The 15,605-nt window shown below is 61.9% G+C and carries 15 protein-coding genes and 1 pseudogene; 6 read left to right on the plus strand and 10 right to left on the minus strand.

Annotated features, from left to right (window positions below):
- A pseudogene (locus IAE77_RS02045) lies at positions 1–424 on the minus strand (hypothetical protein); the annotation flags it as partial.
- Between IAE77_RS02045 and IAE77_RS02050 the strand changes: the two are divergent.
- From IAE77_RS02050 to IAE77_RS02070, 5 genes are all read left to right on the plus strand, one after another.
- A complete protein-coding gene (locus IAE77_RS02050) occupies positions 423–2,321 on the plus strand; it encodes a hypothetical protein (protein WP_294221059.1) in 1,899 nt (632 codons plus the stop codon). The pseudogene IAE77_RS02045 and the gene IAE77_RS02050 overlap by 2 nt on opposite strands.
- A gap of 110 nt (positions 2,322–2,431) precedes the next feature.
- Positions 2,432–3,082, plus strand: a complete 651-nt coding sequence (locus IAE77_RS02055; protein ID WP_294221062.1) for a GTPase domain-containing protein — start codon at positions 2,432–2,434, stop codon at positions 3,080–3,082.
- Positions 3,082–3,495: a roadblock/LC7 domain-containing protein gene (locus IAE77_RS02060; RefSeq protein ID WP_294221064.1), complete on the plus strand. Its 414-nt coding sequence runs from the start codon at positions 3,082–3,084 to the stop codon at positions 3,493–3,495. The genes IAE77_RS02055 and IAE77_RS02060 overlap by 1 nt, the downstream gene beginning before the upstream one ends.
- 95 nt (positions 3,496–3,590) lie before the next feature.
- On the plus strand, positions 3,591–4,799 hold the full coding sequence (locus tag IAE77_RS02065; protein WP_294221068.1) for a saccharopine dehydrogenase family protein: 1,209 nt from the start codon (positions 3,591–3,593) through the stop codon (positions 4,797–4,799).
- A 266-nt stretch (positions 4,800–5,065) separates the two neighbouring features.
- Positions 5,066–5,674 (plus strand): hypothetical protein, encoded by a 609-nt coding sequence (locus IAE77_RS02070; protein ID WP_294221071.1) that lies wholly within the window; start codon positions 5,066–5,068, stop codon positions 5,672–5,674.
- Between the two features lie 15 nt (positions 5,675–5,689).
- Here IAE77_RS02070 and IAE77_RS02075 read toward each other — a convergent pair whose 3' ends face one another.
- Complete coding sequence (locus tag IAE77_RS02075) at positions 5,690–5,872, minus strand: hypothetical protein (protein WP_294221074.1); 183 nt, start codon at positions 5,870–5,872, stop codon at positions 5,690–5,692.
- A 200-nt stretch (positions 5,873–6,072) separates the two neighbouring features.
- Between IAE77_RS02075 and IAE77_RS02080 the strand changes: the two genes are divergently transcribed.
- Positions 6,073–6,222, plus strand: a complete 150-nt coding sequence (locus IAE77_RS02080; protein ID WP_294221076.1) for a helix-turn-helix transcriptional regulator — start codon at positions 6,073–6,075, stop codon at positions 6,220–6,222.
- 315 nt (positions 6,223–6,537) lie between these two features.
- Here IAE77_RS02080 and IAE77_RS02085 read toward each other — a convergent pair whose 3' ends face one another.
- The 8 genes from IAE77_RS02085 to IAE77_RS02120 all read right to left on the minus strand — a co-directional run bounded on the left by IAE77_RS02085 (position 6,538) and on the right by IAE77_RS02120 (position 15,399).
- Complete coding sequence (locus IAE77_RS02085) at positions 6,538–7,398, minus strand: hypothetical protein (RefSeq protein ID WP_294221078.1); 861 nt, start codon at positions 7,396–7,398, stop codon at positions 6,538–6,540.
- Positions 7,399–7,771: 373 nt separating this feature from the next.
- On the minus strand, positions 7,772–10,726 hold the full coding sequence (locus IAE77_RS02090) for an ATP-binding protein (protein WP_294221080.1): 2,955 nt from the start codon (positions 10,724–10,726) through the stop codon (positions 7,772–7,774).
- A complete protein-coding gene (locus IAE77_RS02095; protein WP_294221083.1) occupies positions 10,723–11,190 on the minus strand; it encodes a response regulator in 468 nt (155 codons plus the stop codon). The genes IAE77_RS02090 and IAE77_RS02095 overlap by 4 nt, the downstream gene beginning before the upstream one ends.
- A 41-nt stretch (positions 11,191–11,231) precedes the next feature.
- On the minus strand, positions 11,232–13,403 hold the full coding sequence (locus IAE77_RS02100) for a GspE/PulE family protein (protein ID WP_294221086.1): 2,172 nt from the start codon (positions 13,401–13,403) through the stop codon (positions 11,232–11,234).
- A gap of 16 nt (positions 13,404–13,419) precedes the next feature.
- The gene (locus tag IAE77_RS02105; protein ID WP_294221089.1) at positions 13,420–13,947 is read right to left on the minus strand and encodes a type II secretion system protein; all 528 of its coding nucleotides are present in this window, start codon (positions 13,945–13,947) and stop codon (positions 13,420–13,422) included.
- 13 nt (positions 13,948–13,960) lie between these two features.
- On the minus strand, positions 13,961–14,368 hold the full coding sequence (locus tag IAE77_RS02110; protein ID WP_294221091.1) for a type II secretion system protein: 408 nt from the start codon (positions 14,366–14,368) through the stop codon (positions 13,961–13,963).
- 19 nt (positions 14,369–14,387) lie between these two features.
- On the minus strand, positions 14,388–14,969 hold the full coding sequence (locus tag IAE77_RS02115) for a type II secretion system protein (protein WP_294221094.1): 582 nt from the start codon (positions 14,967–14,969) through the stop codon (positions 14,388–14,390).
- A 37-nt stretch (positions 14,970–15,006) separates the two neighbouring features.
- Positions 15,007–15,399, minus strand: a complete 393-nt coding sequence (locus IAE77_RS02120) for a prepilin-type N-terminal cleavage/methylation domain-containing protein (RefSeq protein ID WP_294221098.1) — start codon at positions 15,397–15,399, stop codon at positions 15,007–15,009.
- Positions 15,400–15,605: the final 206 nt, after the last annotated feature.

A 15,605-nucleotide genomic window follows, 5' to 3' on the forward strand; every position in this document is an offset into this window, starting at 1 on the left:
AAGCCCCCCCACCGCCAGCGGCATCTCCGTTCGCCATCAAGCCGACGGCCGAAGCCCCTCCCGCCAGCCCATTTGGGGTCAAAGCAGAAAGCGCGGCGGCTGCGGCACCCAGTCCCTTTGCGCTGGCGGCCGCCCCCCCGCCAGCACCGGTTGCTGCACCGCAAAATTCAATGTTTCCCGCCATGGGCGGATCGCCTTTTGGTGCCGCCCCCGCGTCGGCTGCTCCAGCGTCACCCTTTGTGGCATCTCCGCCTGCCGCGTCACCGTTCGCGACCGTCCCACCAGCGCCTGGGGCCTCTCCGTTCGCCGCAGCGGCTCCGCCCCCGATTTCATCGCCAGCGCAGGCCACTGCGGAGCCTCCGCGGGCCTCATTGAGCAGTCTTTTCACGCCAAAGTCCCACGAAATGGCCTCCACGCCGGTCATGACTCCACCAGCGGCACAGGGAGCACCTGGAGGCTCGTTGTTCGCAGTCGCAGCCAGCGATTCATCGCCGCCTCCCATGCAGGCACAGGCCTTCGCCCAGCCACCGGCTGCCGCTCAACCGCCGCAGGGATTTGGCCAGCCGCCCGCCATGGGAGCGAGCGCACCTTCCGCATCAGGCGTGGCCAAACTGGGCTTCGCGGCGGTGTTGAATGGCTACAGCGTCGAGGAACTGGGCTTCAACCCGGTCATGGCCCCCGCCTGGATCACCGCGAACATTCCGGTCAACACCTTGAACGAGCAATTATCCACCGGCAGCGTAACCCTGCAGCTCGGCGCACTTATCGACGCGATCTCGGATGTCGGATTCCGCAACACGCTCGCCACGGCAAAACGCGATTTTCCGGTCAAATTGCCGCAGAACGAGGTGTTCCATGCCCTCACCAGCGCCACATCGGCGACACCCGCCGCTGCTTCGCCGTTTGGCAGTCCGGCCCCGGCGGAAAGCAGCCCGCGCCCGGCGGCTCCGGCAAGCAACGCCTTCGTCATCCAGCCCGGAGGACCCACCGGTCAGGTGAACCGTGTTGAGCCCGGCTCACCCGCCCCGACTTTCGGCAGCCCGCCGATGCAGACTGTCGCGCCGCCACAGCCTGCGAGTTCACATCCATTGTCAGTGTTTGCCACGGCACAGGCACTCACTCCTGCGGCAGAACCCACCGCTCCGGCTCCGTCGCCTTCCACCCCGTTCGCTCCGAAGTTTGGTGCTGCGCTGAATCCGTTTGCCCAAAACCAGCCAACCGTTCCATCGGCTCCCGTCTCGGCCTTTGGCACCCCCATGCCGCCAGCCGCCGTGGCAGCGGGCACCGCCGCGTTCAATCCGCCGCCGGCACCCGTCGAGCCGTCGCTCCAGACGCCGCCGCAGGCAAATCCGTCCCCGTCGTTGTTCTCACCTGCTCCAGACTCCGCCCAGCGTGTCCCGTCCCAACCGCTGGCGGGTGCGTTCCAAACGTTCGGCTCACCACCACCATCTGGACAGCCGGCGGCACAATTAACCTCACCTTTGGTGCCTGCTGCGAAGCCGTTCGATCCGTTCGCCTCATTGACACCCGCTCCCGCTCCGAAGCCGCCAGTGGAATCGGGTTTCAGCAGCGCACAATTGCTCGGCCAGTTTGCGCCACCGGAGCCGATGAGCGCCTTTGCTCCAGCCCCGGAGGCAAGGATGCCAGCCCCAATTCCGCCAGCCGACGCGTTCAAGCCATCGCCTGCCTTCGCTCCGGCGCTGGACGAGCTTCCTGTGTCGCCGCCCGCCGCCGCCCCTGCGACGCGTGGACTTTTCAGCCCTCCTGTGGCCGTGCCGGTGCCCAGCGCACCTCTTTTTGCCCAGCCGGCCGCGATCAAAGCCGCTCCTGAGCCGAAGCCGTCCGCAGCAGTGCCTGCAACCTCTGCCACACCAGCCAAAATGGCCGCCGTGAAGCACTCCTTCCTCGGTCTGGCACCACTGGACACGCAGACGGACCAACTGCTGCTCCGCGCCCTGCTCGGCACGGAGGAAGACCTCTCCGCGCCTCGCGTGGTCGAGCTTCTGGCCTCCCAGGCCGGCCTCAGTGCCTGCGTGTGCCTCCACGGCTCGCACGTGCTCAGTCATGCACATCCTGCGAAGCCAGACGCCGCTGAGTTCCAGCGTCAGGCCCCCGACATCGCCCGCCAGTTGCGCGGTCTCGCACCCCTCATCGGCATCGAGGGGGCGGAAACCTTCACCCTCAACGCCGGGGGCAGGCTGCTGACCTTCTGCTTCCCAGGCAGCACCACCGTCGCCGTGCTGCATGATGATGAGCCCTCCACCGGCCTGCGGGACAAGATCACCCTGATCTCCCGTGAACTCGCCCGCATGCTGGGTTGACCGGGAGCGGTTCCCGGTTTGCACTCTCCGGCAGCCCCATTCCAGGCTTTCCATATGTCACCGGCTCCCTTAAAACTGTGAACTGAGAACAGCGAACCGCGTCCCCGCTCATGCCCAGCATCAATCACGACGATCACACGATCAGCTTCAAAATCGTCTATTGCGGAACGCCGCTCAGTGGCAAGACCACCAACCTCCAGCAAATCCATGCCAAGCTGGACCCCGGCGGCCGCAGCGACCTCGTGTCCCTCTCCACCGCGCAAGACCGCACCTTGTTCTTCGATTTCCTCTCGGTCGAAGCCGACGCGCTCCCCGGCTACAAGACCACGTTTCACCTTTACACCGTCCCCGGTCAGGTGACCTACAATGCCACGCTGCAACTCGTGCTGCGCCAGGCCGACGGCGTCGTTTTTGTCGCCGACTCGCAGATGGACCGTCAGAGGGACAATCTGCAATCGTTGCAGAGTCTGGATGCCAACCTGCGCATGAACGGCGGCTCGCTCGACCGCCTGCCCATCGTGCTGCAATACAACAAGCGTGACCTGCCGAACGCCGCCCCGGTCGAATACCTGGAGTACCTCTTCAACAACCGGCCCACGCCCTTCCTCAGCTTCGAGGCCGATGCACGCAGCGGACGCAACGTGCTCGCCACGCTCAATGCCATCTCCCAGGCGGTGTTGCACCAGTTCCGGCTGCGCACGGCTGCCGATGCCGGCGCGAGGAGCCCGGATGAACTCCCCACGCACGCGCTCGCCGCCTGATGCTCCTGAACGTGGAACTCTCCGCTTTCACCGCCCTGCCCGGCGTGCTGCAAGCTGTCGTGGCTGATGACGCGGGCCGGTTGCTTGGAGGCGCAGGCGGCCTGCCACCGCCGGACATGGCCGTGCTCGTCCTAGCTCATGCCACGCTCTCCGCCGCAGCAGAGGTGGGCCGTCGCTCCGGTCAGGGGGACTGCCTCGAAATCCTCCAGCAGCATCACAACGGGGTCATTTACCTTCGCCCGGTGTCCCAGGGCCGCCTTCTGATGGTGCGTTGTCAGAGCAGCGAGGCCCTGCCCGCCGTCCGTGGTCTCTGCCAACGTTTGATGGGCACCACAGCATCCATTCCTGTGCAGCAGGCCCCGTCATTCCCGATTGACCTGACCTCCGCGCTCCACGCCGAGCCGCGCTGGTGAATGGAGCAGCCTTTTTGCACACGTTCCGTCGCTTGCATTCCCCGCATGCCTGCTAGACTCGCCGCCTTCATCGTTTCGTCATTCGTATTCCTTCCATGTCCCACAGAGTTCTCATCATCGGAGCCGGCGGCGTCGGCCGAGTCGTCACCCACAAATGTGCCCAGCTTCCCGACGTTTTCGGTGAGATCATGCTGGCCAGCCGCACGAAGGCGAAGTGCGATGGCATTGCCGCGGAGTTGAAGCGCCCGATCCAGACTGCCGGAGTCGATGCAGACAATGTGCCGGAGTTGGTGAAGCTGCTAAAGAGCTTCAAACCGGAAGTCGTCATCAATGTGGCGCTGCCTTATCAGGACCTCACCATCATGGATGCATGCCTGGAGGCCGGCGTGCACTACATCGACACCGCGAACTATGAGCCGCGTGACGTGGCGAAGTTCGAATACCACTGGCAGTGGGCCTATCAGGAGAAATTCAAAGCCGCTGGCCTCACCGCGCTGCTCGGCTGCGGCTTTGACCCGGGCGTGACGAATGTGTACACCGCCTATGCGATGAAGCACCACTTCTCGAAGATCGACACGCTCGACATCCTCGACTGCAATGCGGGCGATCACGGCAAGGCCTTCGCGACCAATTTCAATCCCGAGATCAACCTGCGCGAAGTCACCGCGAATGGTCGCTACTGGGAAAACGGCGCTTGGGTGGAAACGAAGCCACTGGAGATCAAGCGCAGCTTCCCCTTCCCGGACGGCATCGGCCCGAAGAACATCTACTGCCTCTACCACGAGGAGCTGGAGAGCCTCACGAAGCACATCCCGATGCGCCGTGCGCGTTTCTGGATGACCTTTGGCGATGCTTACATCAAGCACATGGAAGTGCTCGTGAATGTCGGCATGACCGGCATCCATCCGGTGAAGCACAAGGGCGTGGACATCATCCCCATTGAGTTCCTCAAGACGCTGCTGCCAGAGCCCGGCACGCTCGGCCCTGACACGAAGGGCAAGACCTGCATCGGCAACTGGATCGAAGGCACCGGCAAAGACGGCCAGCCGAAGCGCTACTACGTCTATAACATCTGCGACCATCAAGAGTGCTACAAGGAGACGAATTCGCAGGGCGTGAGCTACACCACCGGCGTTCCTGCGATGATCGCGGCTCGTCAGCTCCTCACGAATCCATCGGAGTATCGCCAGCCCGGCGTCTGGAACGTCGAGCAGCTCAATCCCGATCCCTTCATGGCCGATCTGAACGCCTACGGCCTGCCGTGGGTGGAGACCTGGCCGACAGAAAAAATGCCGGGCGAGTGACGAAGACCACGTTCCGGTGCCGTGCAGGGCAGTGCTGCCCTTCGAGTTTGTAATCGGCAGGATCAGTCTTTACAATAGAGATGACAAGCCGTCAGACTCTCAGGCGATCCACCCGAATCGCCATGAATGTATCACGCCACGTCTTGTCGCTCATCGCTGCGCTGCTCTCAAGCTGCATCACTACTCATCCAATTCCTGACCGTCAGCAGACGTTCACACGTCCGGTGGTCATCGCAGTCGTTGGAACAGAAGCACGCATACAATCCATGATGAGCCAAGTGCTGTCCGGGCCTGCCTACTTCCCAAAGGTTCCCGAGTGGCAACTTGACCAGACACTGGAGACAGCCGCAGTTCAGCGTCTGCGATCCCGTGGCATTCAGGCTCGTGCCGGCGGGGACGCTCTGCGTTCCAGGGTTTACGCCATCGCAGGCTACAAGCCGGGCAATGCCCTGGAACTTCGCGGCATCAATGAACTCAAGATCGATGACGCCCTCAAACAACTCGCCATCACCGACGCGGACTCCGTCCTGTTCCTTACCGATGGCGTGCAACCTCTCCCGGTTGGCGCGTTGCGGCTTCTCAGCGGTTACGGCATGTGCCAGGTCAATGCGATGAATCCCGCCCTTGGCTCGCACATTGACTGCACCTTTGTGTTTGCCCCGGTTCGCGCTCACGCTTATTCCCTCGCCACCGGCAAGCGGCTAGGTGCCGCCATCCAGAAAAAGGGCGGATTGCATAGCTTGCCCTCTGGTCAGATGCCCTTCGTCACGCCCTGGGGACAGATGCCTTCAGTCCAGAAGTCACGGCTGAAAAAAGAGGTGGCGGCGTGCGCTCTCAAATGCCTGGATGACGTGATCGTCGGTCTCGGGCTGTGAGGCTGCCATTTCCATTCACACCCCCTGCATCTTCTGCACGGTGGCATGCAGCCTTTCGATTTCCTGCGTGTGGCGGTTCAGAACGAAGACCAGGGATTTCAACAGCACATTGAGGTGTCGGGCAGTGCTGTCCGGCAGCTGGGAGTCCGTGGCAATGCGCAACGCTGCCAGTTCAATGGTTTCAAGGCTTTGTTTCATGGCAGGGACCAAGTCAACGCGCCTACCTGAACAAATCTTCAGGCGTTTAGAGGCAAATGAGTAATAACTTCAGGACGGCCTCAAGAGCAACCCCCTTACCACCTCGCGAGACCGTGCCACCGGGAGATTCCGGTGAAAATCCACCGCCGTCGGCCATGCAAATGAACACCGCCGTCGCTGGAGTGTCTGTCACAGTCCCCATGAACGCCAAACCGCCCACTCCACGTGAGAAAGAAGTTCAGCGACTTTTCGTCCTGGGCAAAAGCCCTGAGATGATCGCCATCCGCCTCGGCATGAAACTGTCCAAGGTTCTTGTCGCCATCGCCATGCTCCCGAAACCACCGCTGTAAGTCTAGCATCCAGTTCAGTTTTCGGGCCTGCTTTTCTCACATGGACGAGACTGCGCGGCGGAAATGTCGCGCGGAAACCGCATCGCGATGTTCCCGACTCGGAACGCCGAGCCACCTGAGGCGCTCCCACACAGCCTGTGTCCGCCTGAGGTACGAATGTGAGATATGCGGTAGATCTCAGCGGAGCCACGGGTTCGCAAAGCGAACGAGGGGCCCGTTCTTCATCCACAACACCAGCCTGCCCGGATGAGTAGCAGCGCGTCCGTGGCACCCCACAGCCTTTGAAGCAAGCCAGGGCAACTGCTTTTAGGCTCGTTAGAAGAGAAGAGGCTGGTCGGGATTCGGTTCGGGGGTGGGACGGGAGCGGCGCTTGCGGCTCGAGGGTTCTTCGGACAGCGGAGTGTCGGCAGGGAGATCGGCCGAACCGCCCAGGACCCGAGGCGGGGGAGGCTCGATGGAGGGCGTTTCCTGAAGGGCTTCCTGGACAGGCGGTTCAACCGGAGCTGGGGCAGGAGGTTCGACCGGCGGCGGGGCGGAGACCGGGGAGTCAACTTCTTCGAATCGTGGAACATCGCCAGCCAGGAATTCGTCGGCAGAAAGGTTGCCCAAGGGGGGCGCATCCGGACTGTGAACAACCACCATCTCTTCGACCGATGTAACGGCTTTGCCCACTACATCCAAGTCATCTACAGTTTGGTGTTCACTTTGGTTCACCAATGATTTATCGGTGGTTGATACGATTTTCGCGTCATTGAATTCCGAGGTGGCATCGCTGGACGTTACATCGGGATCTAACGGCCCTGAAACGCTCGAAAGCGAGGCAATCTGTTTCCTCTGTCGATGGAGGGCGACCCTTTGGGCGGTGAGGGCGCGGACTTTGGCGCTGCCGCCGTTGTGGCGGTCGAGATTGGGAAGCCCCAGCCGGCCTTCAGCGTCGCTGAGCCAGCCGCAGGCGACCAAGGCGGAGGCGAAACCCTTCCGCCCGACCAGTTTGTCGAGAAACTCCCGTGTGACGCCGAGATCGTTAGCAGAGACGCGGTTCACCTCGACCCAGGACCACAGACGAACCAGCTTGCCGAGAACGGCGTCGGGATCCATCCGCAGGGAGGTGGCGATAGCGCAGATTTCAGGTTTGTCGGGTGTGGCGGTTTCGATTTTAATCCAAGGACGGCGCATGGCACGCGAGTGATGGCACACGCTAATCGAAACGGCAAGTCAACGTTTATGGCGTTACATTTTCAGCGAGACACGAAACGAAGATGTGATCTCGGCCTATTGGCAGTTGCCACCGCACGGATGAAGACGCCCGGAACTGGCAAGTCTGATTCGTTTGATATGAGAAAGGCGATCAACGTTACTTAAAGCTGCTATTGCCGATGTAGAAATGATTGGTGCGTTATTCTCAATCAGCAGCAACGGACAACCTGTTTCTTTTCGACAAAGTGCCTCGCTTTGCCCCTGTGAACACCGCTCCATGTCTGTGGGGAGGTGCGTTCCGCCACGTGCAGGAAGAGCCACGGCAATATCACGGTGGAAGCGTTACATCACCTCACAGTGTCATCGGGATTTGGGAGGCCTCGACAGCGAGGGCCGGGGGGATGACCCTTCGGAAGTCGTCGAGCGAGACCGGCTTGGTGAGGAAGGCGTTCATCCCGCACTCGCGGCACTCTTCCTTGACGCCCGTGAGGGCGTGGCCGGTCATGGCGATGATGGCCGGCTGGTGCTTGAGCTGGAAGTTTCCGCGGATGCGGCGGGTGGCCTCCACCCCACCCATGACGGGCATCTGGAGATCCATGAAGACGATGTCGTAACCGCCTGCGGCCACCATGGAGACGGCCTCCTCACCATTGTTGGCGATGTCCACCTTGGCGTAGCCGAGCCGCTGGAGCAACATGGTGGCAATCTTCTGATTGAGCGGCTGATCCTCGACAAGGAGGATGCGGGCGGGGTTCTGGCTGGCGAAGTTTTCCGCCTCGGACCGGGCGGCCTTGGCGATGGCGCGATTGGTGGCACTGGAGACGTGCACATCGTGGCCGCCAGCGGCGGCTCTGGCGGCACCGTGCTCCGACATGACGACGGCTGGCGGCGGCGGTGGCGTTTCCAGCACCGATTGGGCGGAGAAGGTGGCCGCCAGGGGCTGTGGGGAGGCGAACATAGGCTGCGGAGGCATGGCAGGCGGGACCGGTTGCATCTGCGGAACAAACATCGGCTGCTGGGCCATCGCTGGCTGCATCATCTGGGGGGCAAACATCGGCTGGCCCACGGGGGGGGGCTGATGGAAGCCCTGGGCCATGGGGACGGCCATCGGCATCATCGGCGGGACGGCCGGCTGGAACTGGGCCACCGGGGTGGTAGCCGGACGGAGCACCGGCATGCCGGGCAGGGCAGTCTGCGGAGCCGGGCTGGCGAAGGCATTGACTGGCACCGGGGCAGCCGGTGCGGTGACCATGGGGGCGAGCACGACGCGCCGGGGCATGCGGTAGAGTTCGGCCATGGTGCGGAGGAGTTCACGACGCTTCAGCGGCTTGGACAGGCGGGTATGACGGCTGCCCGGGGGCGGGGCGCAGCGGTCGCGGTCCAGCTTGGCGCTGGTGATGGGCATGATGGTGACGACGGCCGTGCCGCGCATGGCGGCGGCATTGAGCATGGGCATGGCGTCCTCCTGACGCATGCGGGAGACATCGAGAATGAACAGCCCGGCCTCCTCCAGCACGTGATCGAGCTCCTCCATGGAGCGATCTCGCAGGACGGTGATGATCATGCCCCACTGTTGGAGGGACTGGTTCAACACCTGGAGCGTGGTGGGATGAGTGCTGTGGATGACGACGGGGCGTCCCTTGACGACATCCATCCAGGCGATTTCTTCTTCCCGCGATTCGTCATCAGGAGCCACGACGAGGGGCAGCTCGAAGAAGAAGTCGGACCCCTTCCCTTCCTCGCTGACGACGCTGATCTCGCCGTGCATGAGCTTGACGAGTTTCTTTGAGATGGCGAGGCCGAGGCCGGTGCCGCCATATTTGCGGGTGGTGGAGGAGTCGGCCTGATTGAAGGCCTGGAAGAGCTGGCCGATCTTTTCGGCAGGAATGCCGATGCCGGTGTCGCGGACGGAGAAATGGAGGAGCGTTTTGTCCCCCTGGGGTGTCTGGCGGGAAACCTGGCGCACGAGGAGGAGGATCTCGCCCTTCTCAGTGAACTTGATGGCGTTGCCGACGAGGTTGACGAGGATCTGCTTGATGCGCTGGAAGTCGCCCATGACCTTGCGCGGGAGGGCGGGGTCGATGTGGACGTTGAGCTCGATGTTTTTCTCCGCGGCCTTGTGGGTGAAGACGTCGGTGGTCTCGCTGAGGAGCTTTTCGACGTCCACGGGCAGCTTTTCGATGTCCATCTTGGCGGATTCGAGCTTGGAGAAGTCGAGAATGTCATTGATGACGTGCAGGAGGGACTCGCCGGAGGAGCGGATCATGCGGACGAGCTCCTCCTGCTCGGCATCGAGGCCCATTTCGATGAGCAGCGAGGTGGTGCCGATGATGCCGTTCATCGGTGTCCGGATCTCGTGGCTCATGTTGGCGAGGAAATTGCCCTTGGCGGCGGTGGCGGTCTCCGCCTGGCGTTTGGCGGCCTCGTATTCGATGAGAAGGGTGTGCTTGCGGTGATCGTCCTCCTGGACGTGGGAGATCATGGAGTTGAACTCCTCCTGGAGGACGTCCAGGTCATCAAGACCGCGTGCGGGGACGCGCACATTGAGATTGCCGGCCCGCATGGCGCGGAAGGCGTCGATGAGGGCACGGGTCTTCTTGGTGATGGCACGGCCGACGAGGTAGAAGCTGAAGACGGCGAAGACAATGCCGATGCAGGTGCCCAGGATGGGCACCATAAGACGCTGCGTGTTCACCAAGTGCCGGAACTGGACCAGCGGCTGGCGGGCGATGAACGCACCGGCCACGTGGCCGTCGCGGCCGTAGAGCGGCGCGGCGCTGATGAGCCAGTGGTCGTTGCCGTTGAACTCGAGCTGCCGCGAGTCGCTGGTGTCATCCATGACCAGCGTGCTGCCTGCCATCACCCGGTAGATAAGGTTGTCCATGTGATCCGGCGGTGGCTCCATGGCTATGCAGCGTTCGCAGATGGGAAGGATCGCGATAGGAGGAGATTTGACCACGGGAGCCCCCCTGCCGTCCTTTGCTTGACTGGGGGCCACGACCTCGACCTGCAGGCCCAAAGATTGCAATGCTGGCGGAATCTCCACGGTCTGCAGGCGCATCCGCATCCGGGTCTCGTTTTCCCAGTTCAACGGGGCGACACCAGTGATCTCTCCTTCAGTCAGGGCCTGGCGATTCAGCTCCATCTGCCCAGCCAGCGCAGCCGCTCCCAGGTAGGAGCTCTGGACGAAGCGCAGGGTGATGAACTCCTGCCAGACAAAGCCAGCTGCAGTCGCACCAGCGCCCACCAGGACGGCAAACATGCCCAGGAGCGTGAAGCGGTTGGCGATCTGGAAGTTGAACTTCATGACATCGCCATGGCGGCCGGGATGGTGGCAGCCTCGGCGTCCTGCACCATGGCACGGCGCACGGCGAGGCTGAGGCTTTCGAGAGTGAAGGGCTTGGGCAGCACATCGACAAAGCCGATGGCCTGACAGAGATCGCGCACATCCTCCTGGAAGTAACCACTGCAGGCGATGACGGGGAGTTGCGGATCACAGGCCCGTAGCCATTCGAGCACTTCGAATCCAGACGCTCCACCGGGCATGGTCAGATCGAGGATGGCTGAGGTGAAGCGGCGGCCCTCCTCAACGCCGACGCGCACGAGTTCGAGCGCCTCCTCGCCACTGTGGGCCATGACGGCCTCGAATCCATGGGCCTCGAGCATCGCCTTGCCCACGGCAAGGACGTGCGGCTCGTCATCGATGACGAGCACGCGCATGATGGCACGCGAGGCAAATTCACGCGGCAGGAGCTGGGTGGTCGGAGACATGGCGGCGGTGGAAGGGTTGAAGGCTGAAGGCATGGCGCGTGTCACATGGCGGTGTAGCTGAGGCACTTGATCTCCTCCAGGGAGGTGTGGCCGCCGATCACCTGCTGCAGGCCCTCCTGATACAGAGAGCGGAAGCCGTTCTTGAACGCGGCGGCACGCATGGCACTGAGAGGAGCGCCCTCCTCGATGAGGTCGCGCAGTTCGTTGTTCACCTCACAGAGCTCCATGAGCGCCACACGTCCGGCGTAGCCTGTGCCGTGGCACTCATCGCAACCCCGGGCGTTGTAGATTGGTGTGGTCAGCGGCTGGGTGATGACGGCCTGCTTTGCCATGAGCTCCTGCACATCCTGCGGTGCCTGCATGGGCTGCTTGCAGTAGTTGCAAAGACGGCGGGCGAGGCGCTGCGCCTGGCTGAGGGCCAACGAGTCCGCCAGGAGGTACTTTTCAACGCCCATGGACATGAGGCGGGACACCGCACGCAGGGAGTCGTTCGCATGCAGCGTGGTCAGCACCAAGTGGCCGGTGAGCGAGGCATTCACAGCAGCCATGGCGGTTTCCGCGTCGCGCGATTCACCGATCAGGATGATGTCCGGGTCGGCACGGAGCAGGGCCCGCAATCCGTTCGCGAAATCGAGGCCACGGGCGTTGTTCGTCTGCGTCTGGTTGATCCCTTCGATCTCGTATTCGATCGGGTCCTCGATGGTCTGGATGTTCACGCCCTCGTCGTTCACGCTGTTGAGCAGGGCGTAGAGCGTGGTGGTCTTACCGGAACCGGTCGGACCGGTGACGAGCACAAGTCCCTGGTCGCGCTGCATGGTCCGCGTGAGGATGTCGATCTGGCGTTGGCCGAGATTGAAGTCCGAGAGGCGCTTCACGCCGTCCTGCTTGTCCAGGAAACGCATGATCACCTTCTGGAACTCGCGTCGTGTCGGCACGGCGGCGACACGGACATCCACGCGACGGCGGCCGATGGAGAGCGCCATGCGGCCGTCCTGGCACTCCTGGCGGCTCTGATTCATGCCGGCGTAGTTTTTGATCAGGGCGACAAAACGGTTCAACTGGCTCTCGGGCGCCGTCATGATCGTCTTCATTGTGCCGTCCATGCGGGCACGGAAGCGCGTGAAGCTGTAGAACTTCTCCAGATGCAAGTCGGAGGCCCGGCAGCGGATGGCGGTGAACAGCGCCCACTGCACGAGCTGTTCCGCTTCGTGATTCGGATTCTGCGGATTCACCCGGGCCATGTCCTCGGGCGAGATCTCGACCACCGTGCTGTCGTCGGCCACGGAAAGCGTCGCGCCTTCCAGCGAAGCCACCGCGCTGGGATCGAACGTCGCGCCGGCACGGTTGATGGCCTCGCGGATGCTGGCCAGATCCGCCAGCACCGGCACGATCTTGATCGATGGATTGCCCATGGACAGCCATTCATCCTCGAACGCGTAGCAATCGCTGCTCTCGCTGAGCATGAACACCACATGCTTGCCGATGTAAAGCGGATAGACGCTGTGGCGCTCCAGCAGCGGGATGGGGAAGAAATTCTGGCGCTGTGCCTCGCTGGCGCTGTAAACCAGCGTGCGGTTTCCACTGACGAGGTGCTGCAGCGCCACGCCCATGTTCCGCTGCACCACATTGAAATGGGTGATGCCCAGCTTGTCCGTCTTGCCCTTCTGGGCTTCGTAAAAGCCTTTGAGCTTCGTGATCTCCGCCGGTTCATACGGATATTTTTCCAGCAGCCAGTTGAAGGCGCCCTCCAGGCCCAGATCCGCAAAAACCGGAGGCTGGAGCTGCTCCATCGCGTTGGATTGCGAGATCGGCATCTGGCCGAAGCGCTGCACGAGGTCCTTGCGGGTGTTTTGATACTGTTCCTGCGTGACCAGCACGCGCAGAGTCAGAAACGGCGGCACGCCCCAGAGGTCCCCTGCCCTGGGATTATGATGCGCCATCACCAGCAGCGGCCCAATGGTGGTGACCGGCAGCCAGGGATCGGCCACGTAAGGCACGCGCCCCAGTTTGCGGATCAGCCTCTCCGCCTCGGGAGAGCAGCTCTCGCGCAGCAGCGTGATCGGCAGCATGCCATGCTGCAACGCGAGTCCCTCGATGGACTGGATGGCCAGGATCGCGGTCTGCCGGGCCTCAATTGTCGAATTTGGCAGATTACTCGCACCGCCAAAGGATTGTGGCGTTGGTGGGACCGGAATCTGGAGGGCGGCAGGCATGGGAGGCGTGGCAGGATCAGCGTCCGGCCATCTGGAAATTCGGTGGAAACGCGAATGGCGTGGTGAAGTCCGTGCCTTCGAAATTCATCAGGATGCCCGTGCCGGTCTTGCCGGGCTTCAGCAGCTCATACATCCGGCCGGTCCAGCGCAGGCGGTAAGTGTCCGCAGAGCTGGTGGAAATGGGATTGTAGCAAGGATCGACGTACGGGGAGCCGATCTTCGCGCGGTCCTCGTCCGGATTGCGATATTGCAGCGTGCGCAGGACCGCCATCTCGTCCCCGCCGGAGCTTTCCATGGATCCAAAGATCAGCTCGTAGTTCTGCTGGGCAAAACGATGCAGCCCTTGGTTGAGAAACTCCTGCCTCTCAGCCGCCAGCGCGTCCTTACCTCCTGAAAGGAACTGGTTGAACGAACCTACAGCGATGCCGCAAAGCACCCCCATGATCGAGATCACGATCACCAACTCGCTGACAGAATACCCCCCTGCCCTGCTCCGTGGCAGGAAAACGGGGTGGTTCAGACCTCTGTGAGCGTAGGCAGTCATGCCAGGAGGTGCGTCAGTAGTAGATGGGGGTGTTCGACGGACTCGTGAGCGCCACCTTCGTCATGGAGGTGATCGAAGGCGGAAACGTGACCGCGTAGCCGGAAGGCATGAAAGCGGCAAGCGTCGTCTCGGAGAAGCTCAAATAGGGGCGCAGCAGCGTGTACTTCGCCTCGGCGGAGGATGAGGCGGCCCAGTTCAGGGCGGCCTGCGTGCGACCGTTCACCTGGATGTAACTTGCCTGGGCCAAATTCAGTGCCTCCGCGCGTGCGATCGCCAGGTTGCGCTCGCTGTCACTGCGCATCCGAGTGACGGAAGGAATCGCCATGAAGGCGATGATGCCGATGATGGACACGCAGGCCATCATCTCCACCAACGAGAAGCCTCGTCTGGCAGAGCGTGGGTAATGGGCGGAGGCATTCATGAAAAAATCAGTCAGGAGGTCATTCGTTGACCAGGTCCACACGCGGAAAATCGCCGCTCTGCCAGGTCGGAAGCGAAAGGTACTGCTTCACATTTTCCAAAGCGGCGGTTTTCAGCTTGTCGGTGCCGGTGGTGTAATCCAGGAAGTGATCCGCAGTCGTCTGATCGAGGAATCCCGCGCGGATACCGGGATCAGGGGAGGACGCGTTCGGAACCAGGAGATTGAAGCGCGCGGAACTGGTGCCGAGGGCGTTGTATGTGGTGCGCACGTCTTCCAGACTGCGCATCTGGGCGGTGGACCCCACGCGAGTCTGGGCCATCACCCAGGAAGTAAGGGCGCTCTGCACAGAAGCTTGCTGCTGGCGGGCCAGGACCCGGTTCGCATCACGCGACACATTGGAAATAGCGCTGACGACCAGAGACGACATGATGCCGATGATGGCGATCGTGAAGATCACCTCGACGAAGCTGAATGCATCCTTTCTTCTGCTGACAAATGTCGCGTTCATGTACTTGCAGCCTTGCGTTGCTTCCTCTTGCGCAAAATCCGCCGGGGAGTCACCTCCCCGGCGGACGTGAATCGTCCGAATCTGTTCTTTCAAATCACAGAGCCAGGCGACGGGTCAGTCAGACTGATTATTAGTCCCCTGGGTTGTACTTGACCTGCTTGTTGGTGGCATCCCAGCTCAGGTAAGCAGCAGCCTTGTCTTCTTCGTCGTTGTCGATCGGGCCGGAGGTGAACAGCTTGCTCTGGAAGGCACCATCGTCCGGCGTCACGCCGGTTTCAGCGTTCGAAACGAGGTTGGAGGAAGTCCAGGTGCTGGTGTCAACGCCAGCAGCGATGGCGGCGTTAAGCACGGAGGCGATGGTCTGGGCATTGCGCTTGGCGGCGGCTTCACGAGCATTGTCGTTCAGCGTGCCGATATTCGGGATCGCGATAGCGGCGATGATGCCGATGATGGCGATGACGACGAGCATTTCCACGAGGCTGAAGCCAGCCTTGCGGGAGGTGTTGAGCTTGATGTTTTTCATAGTGTTGTTGTGGTGTGTTTGGCTGTTGTAGTTCGATTCGAACCTCTCGTGGAGTGGTTCAGCCTCGAATTCTTGTATTTATAGCAATTCCAAAAGATGCATCAACATCTTTTTTCATCTTTTTTACAATTTCTATTTTTTCCAGATCCAGTGCTAGCGCCCTCTCCTTCCCTCGCCTGCAACAGACGCCGCTTTTGTGTCATCGA

Source organism: Prosthecobacter sp., from assembly GCF_014879935.1.
Lineage (GTDB): Bacteria > Verrucomicrobiota > Verrucomicrobiia > Verrucomicrobiales > Verrucomicrobiaceae > Prosthecobacter.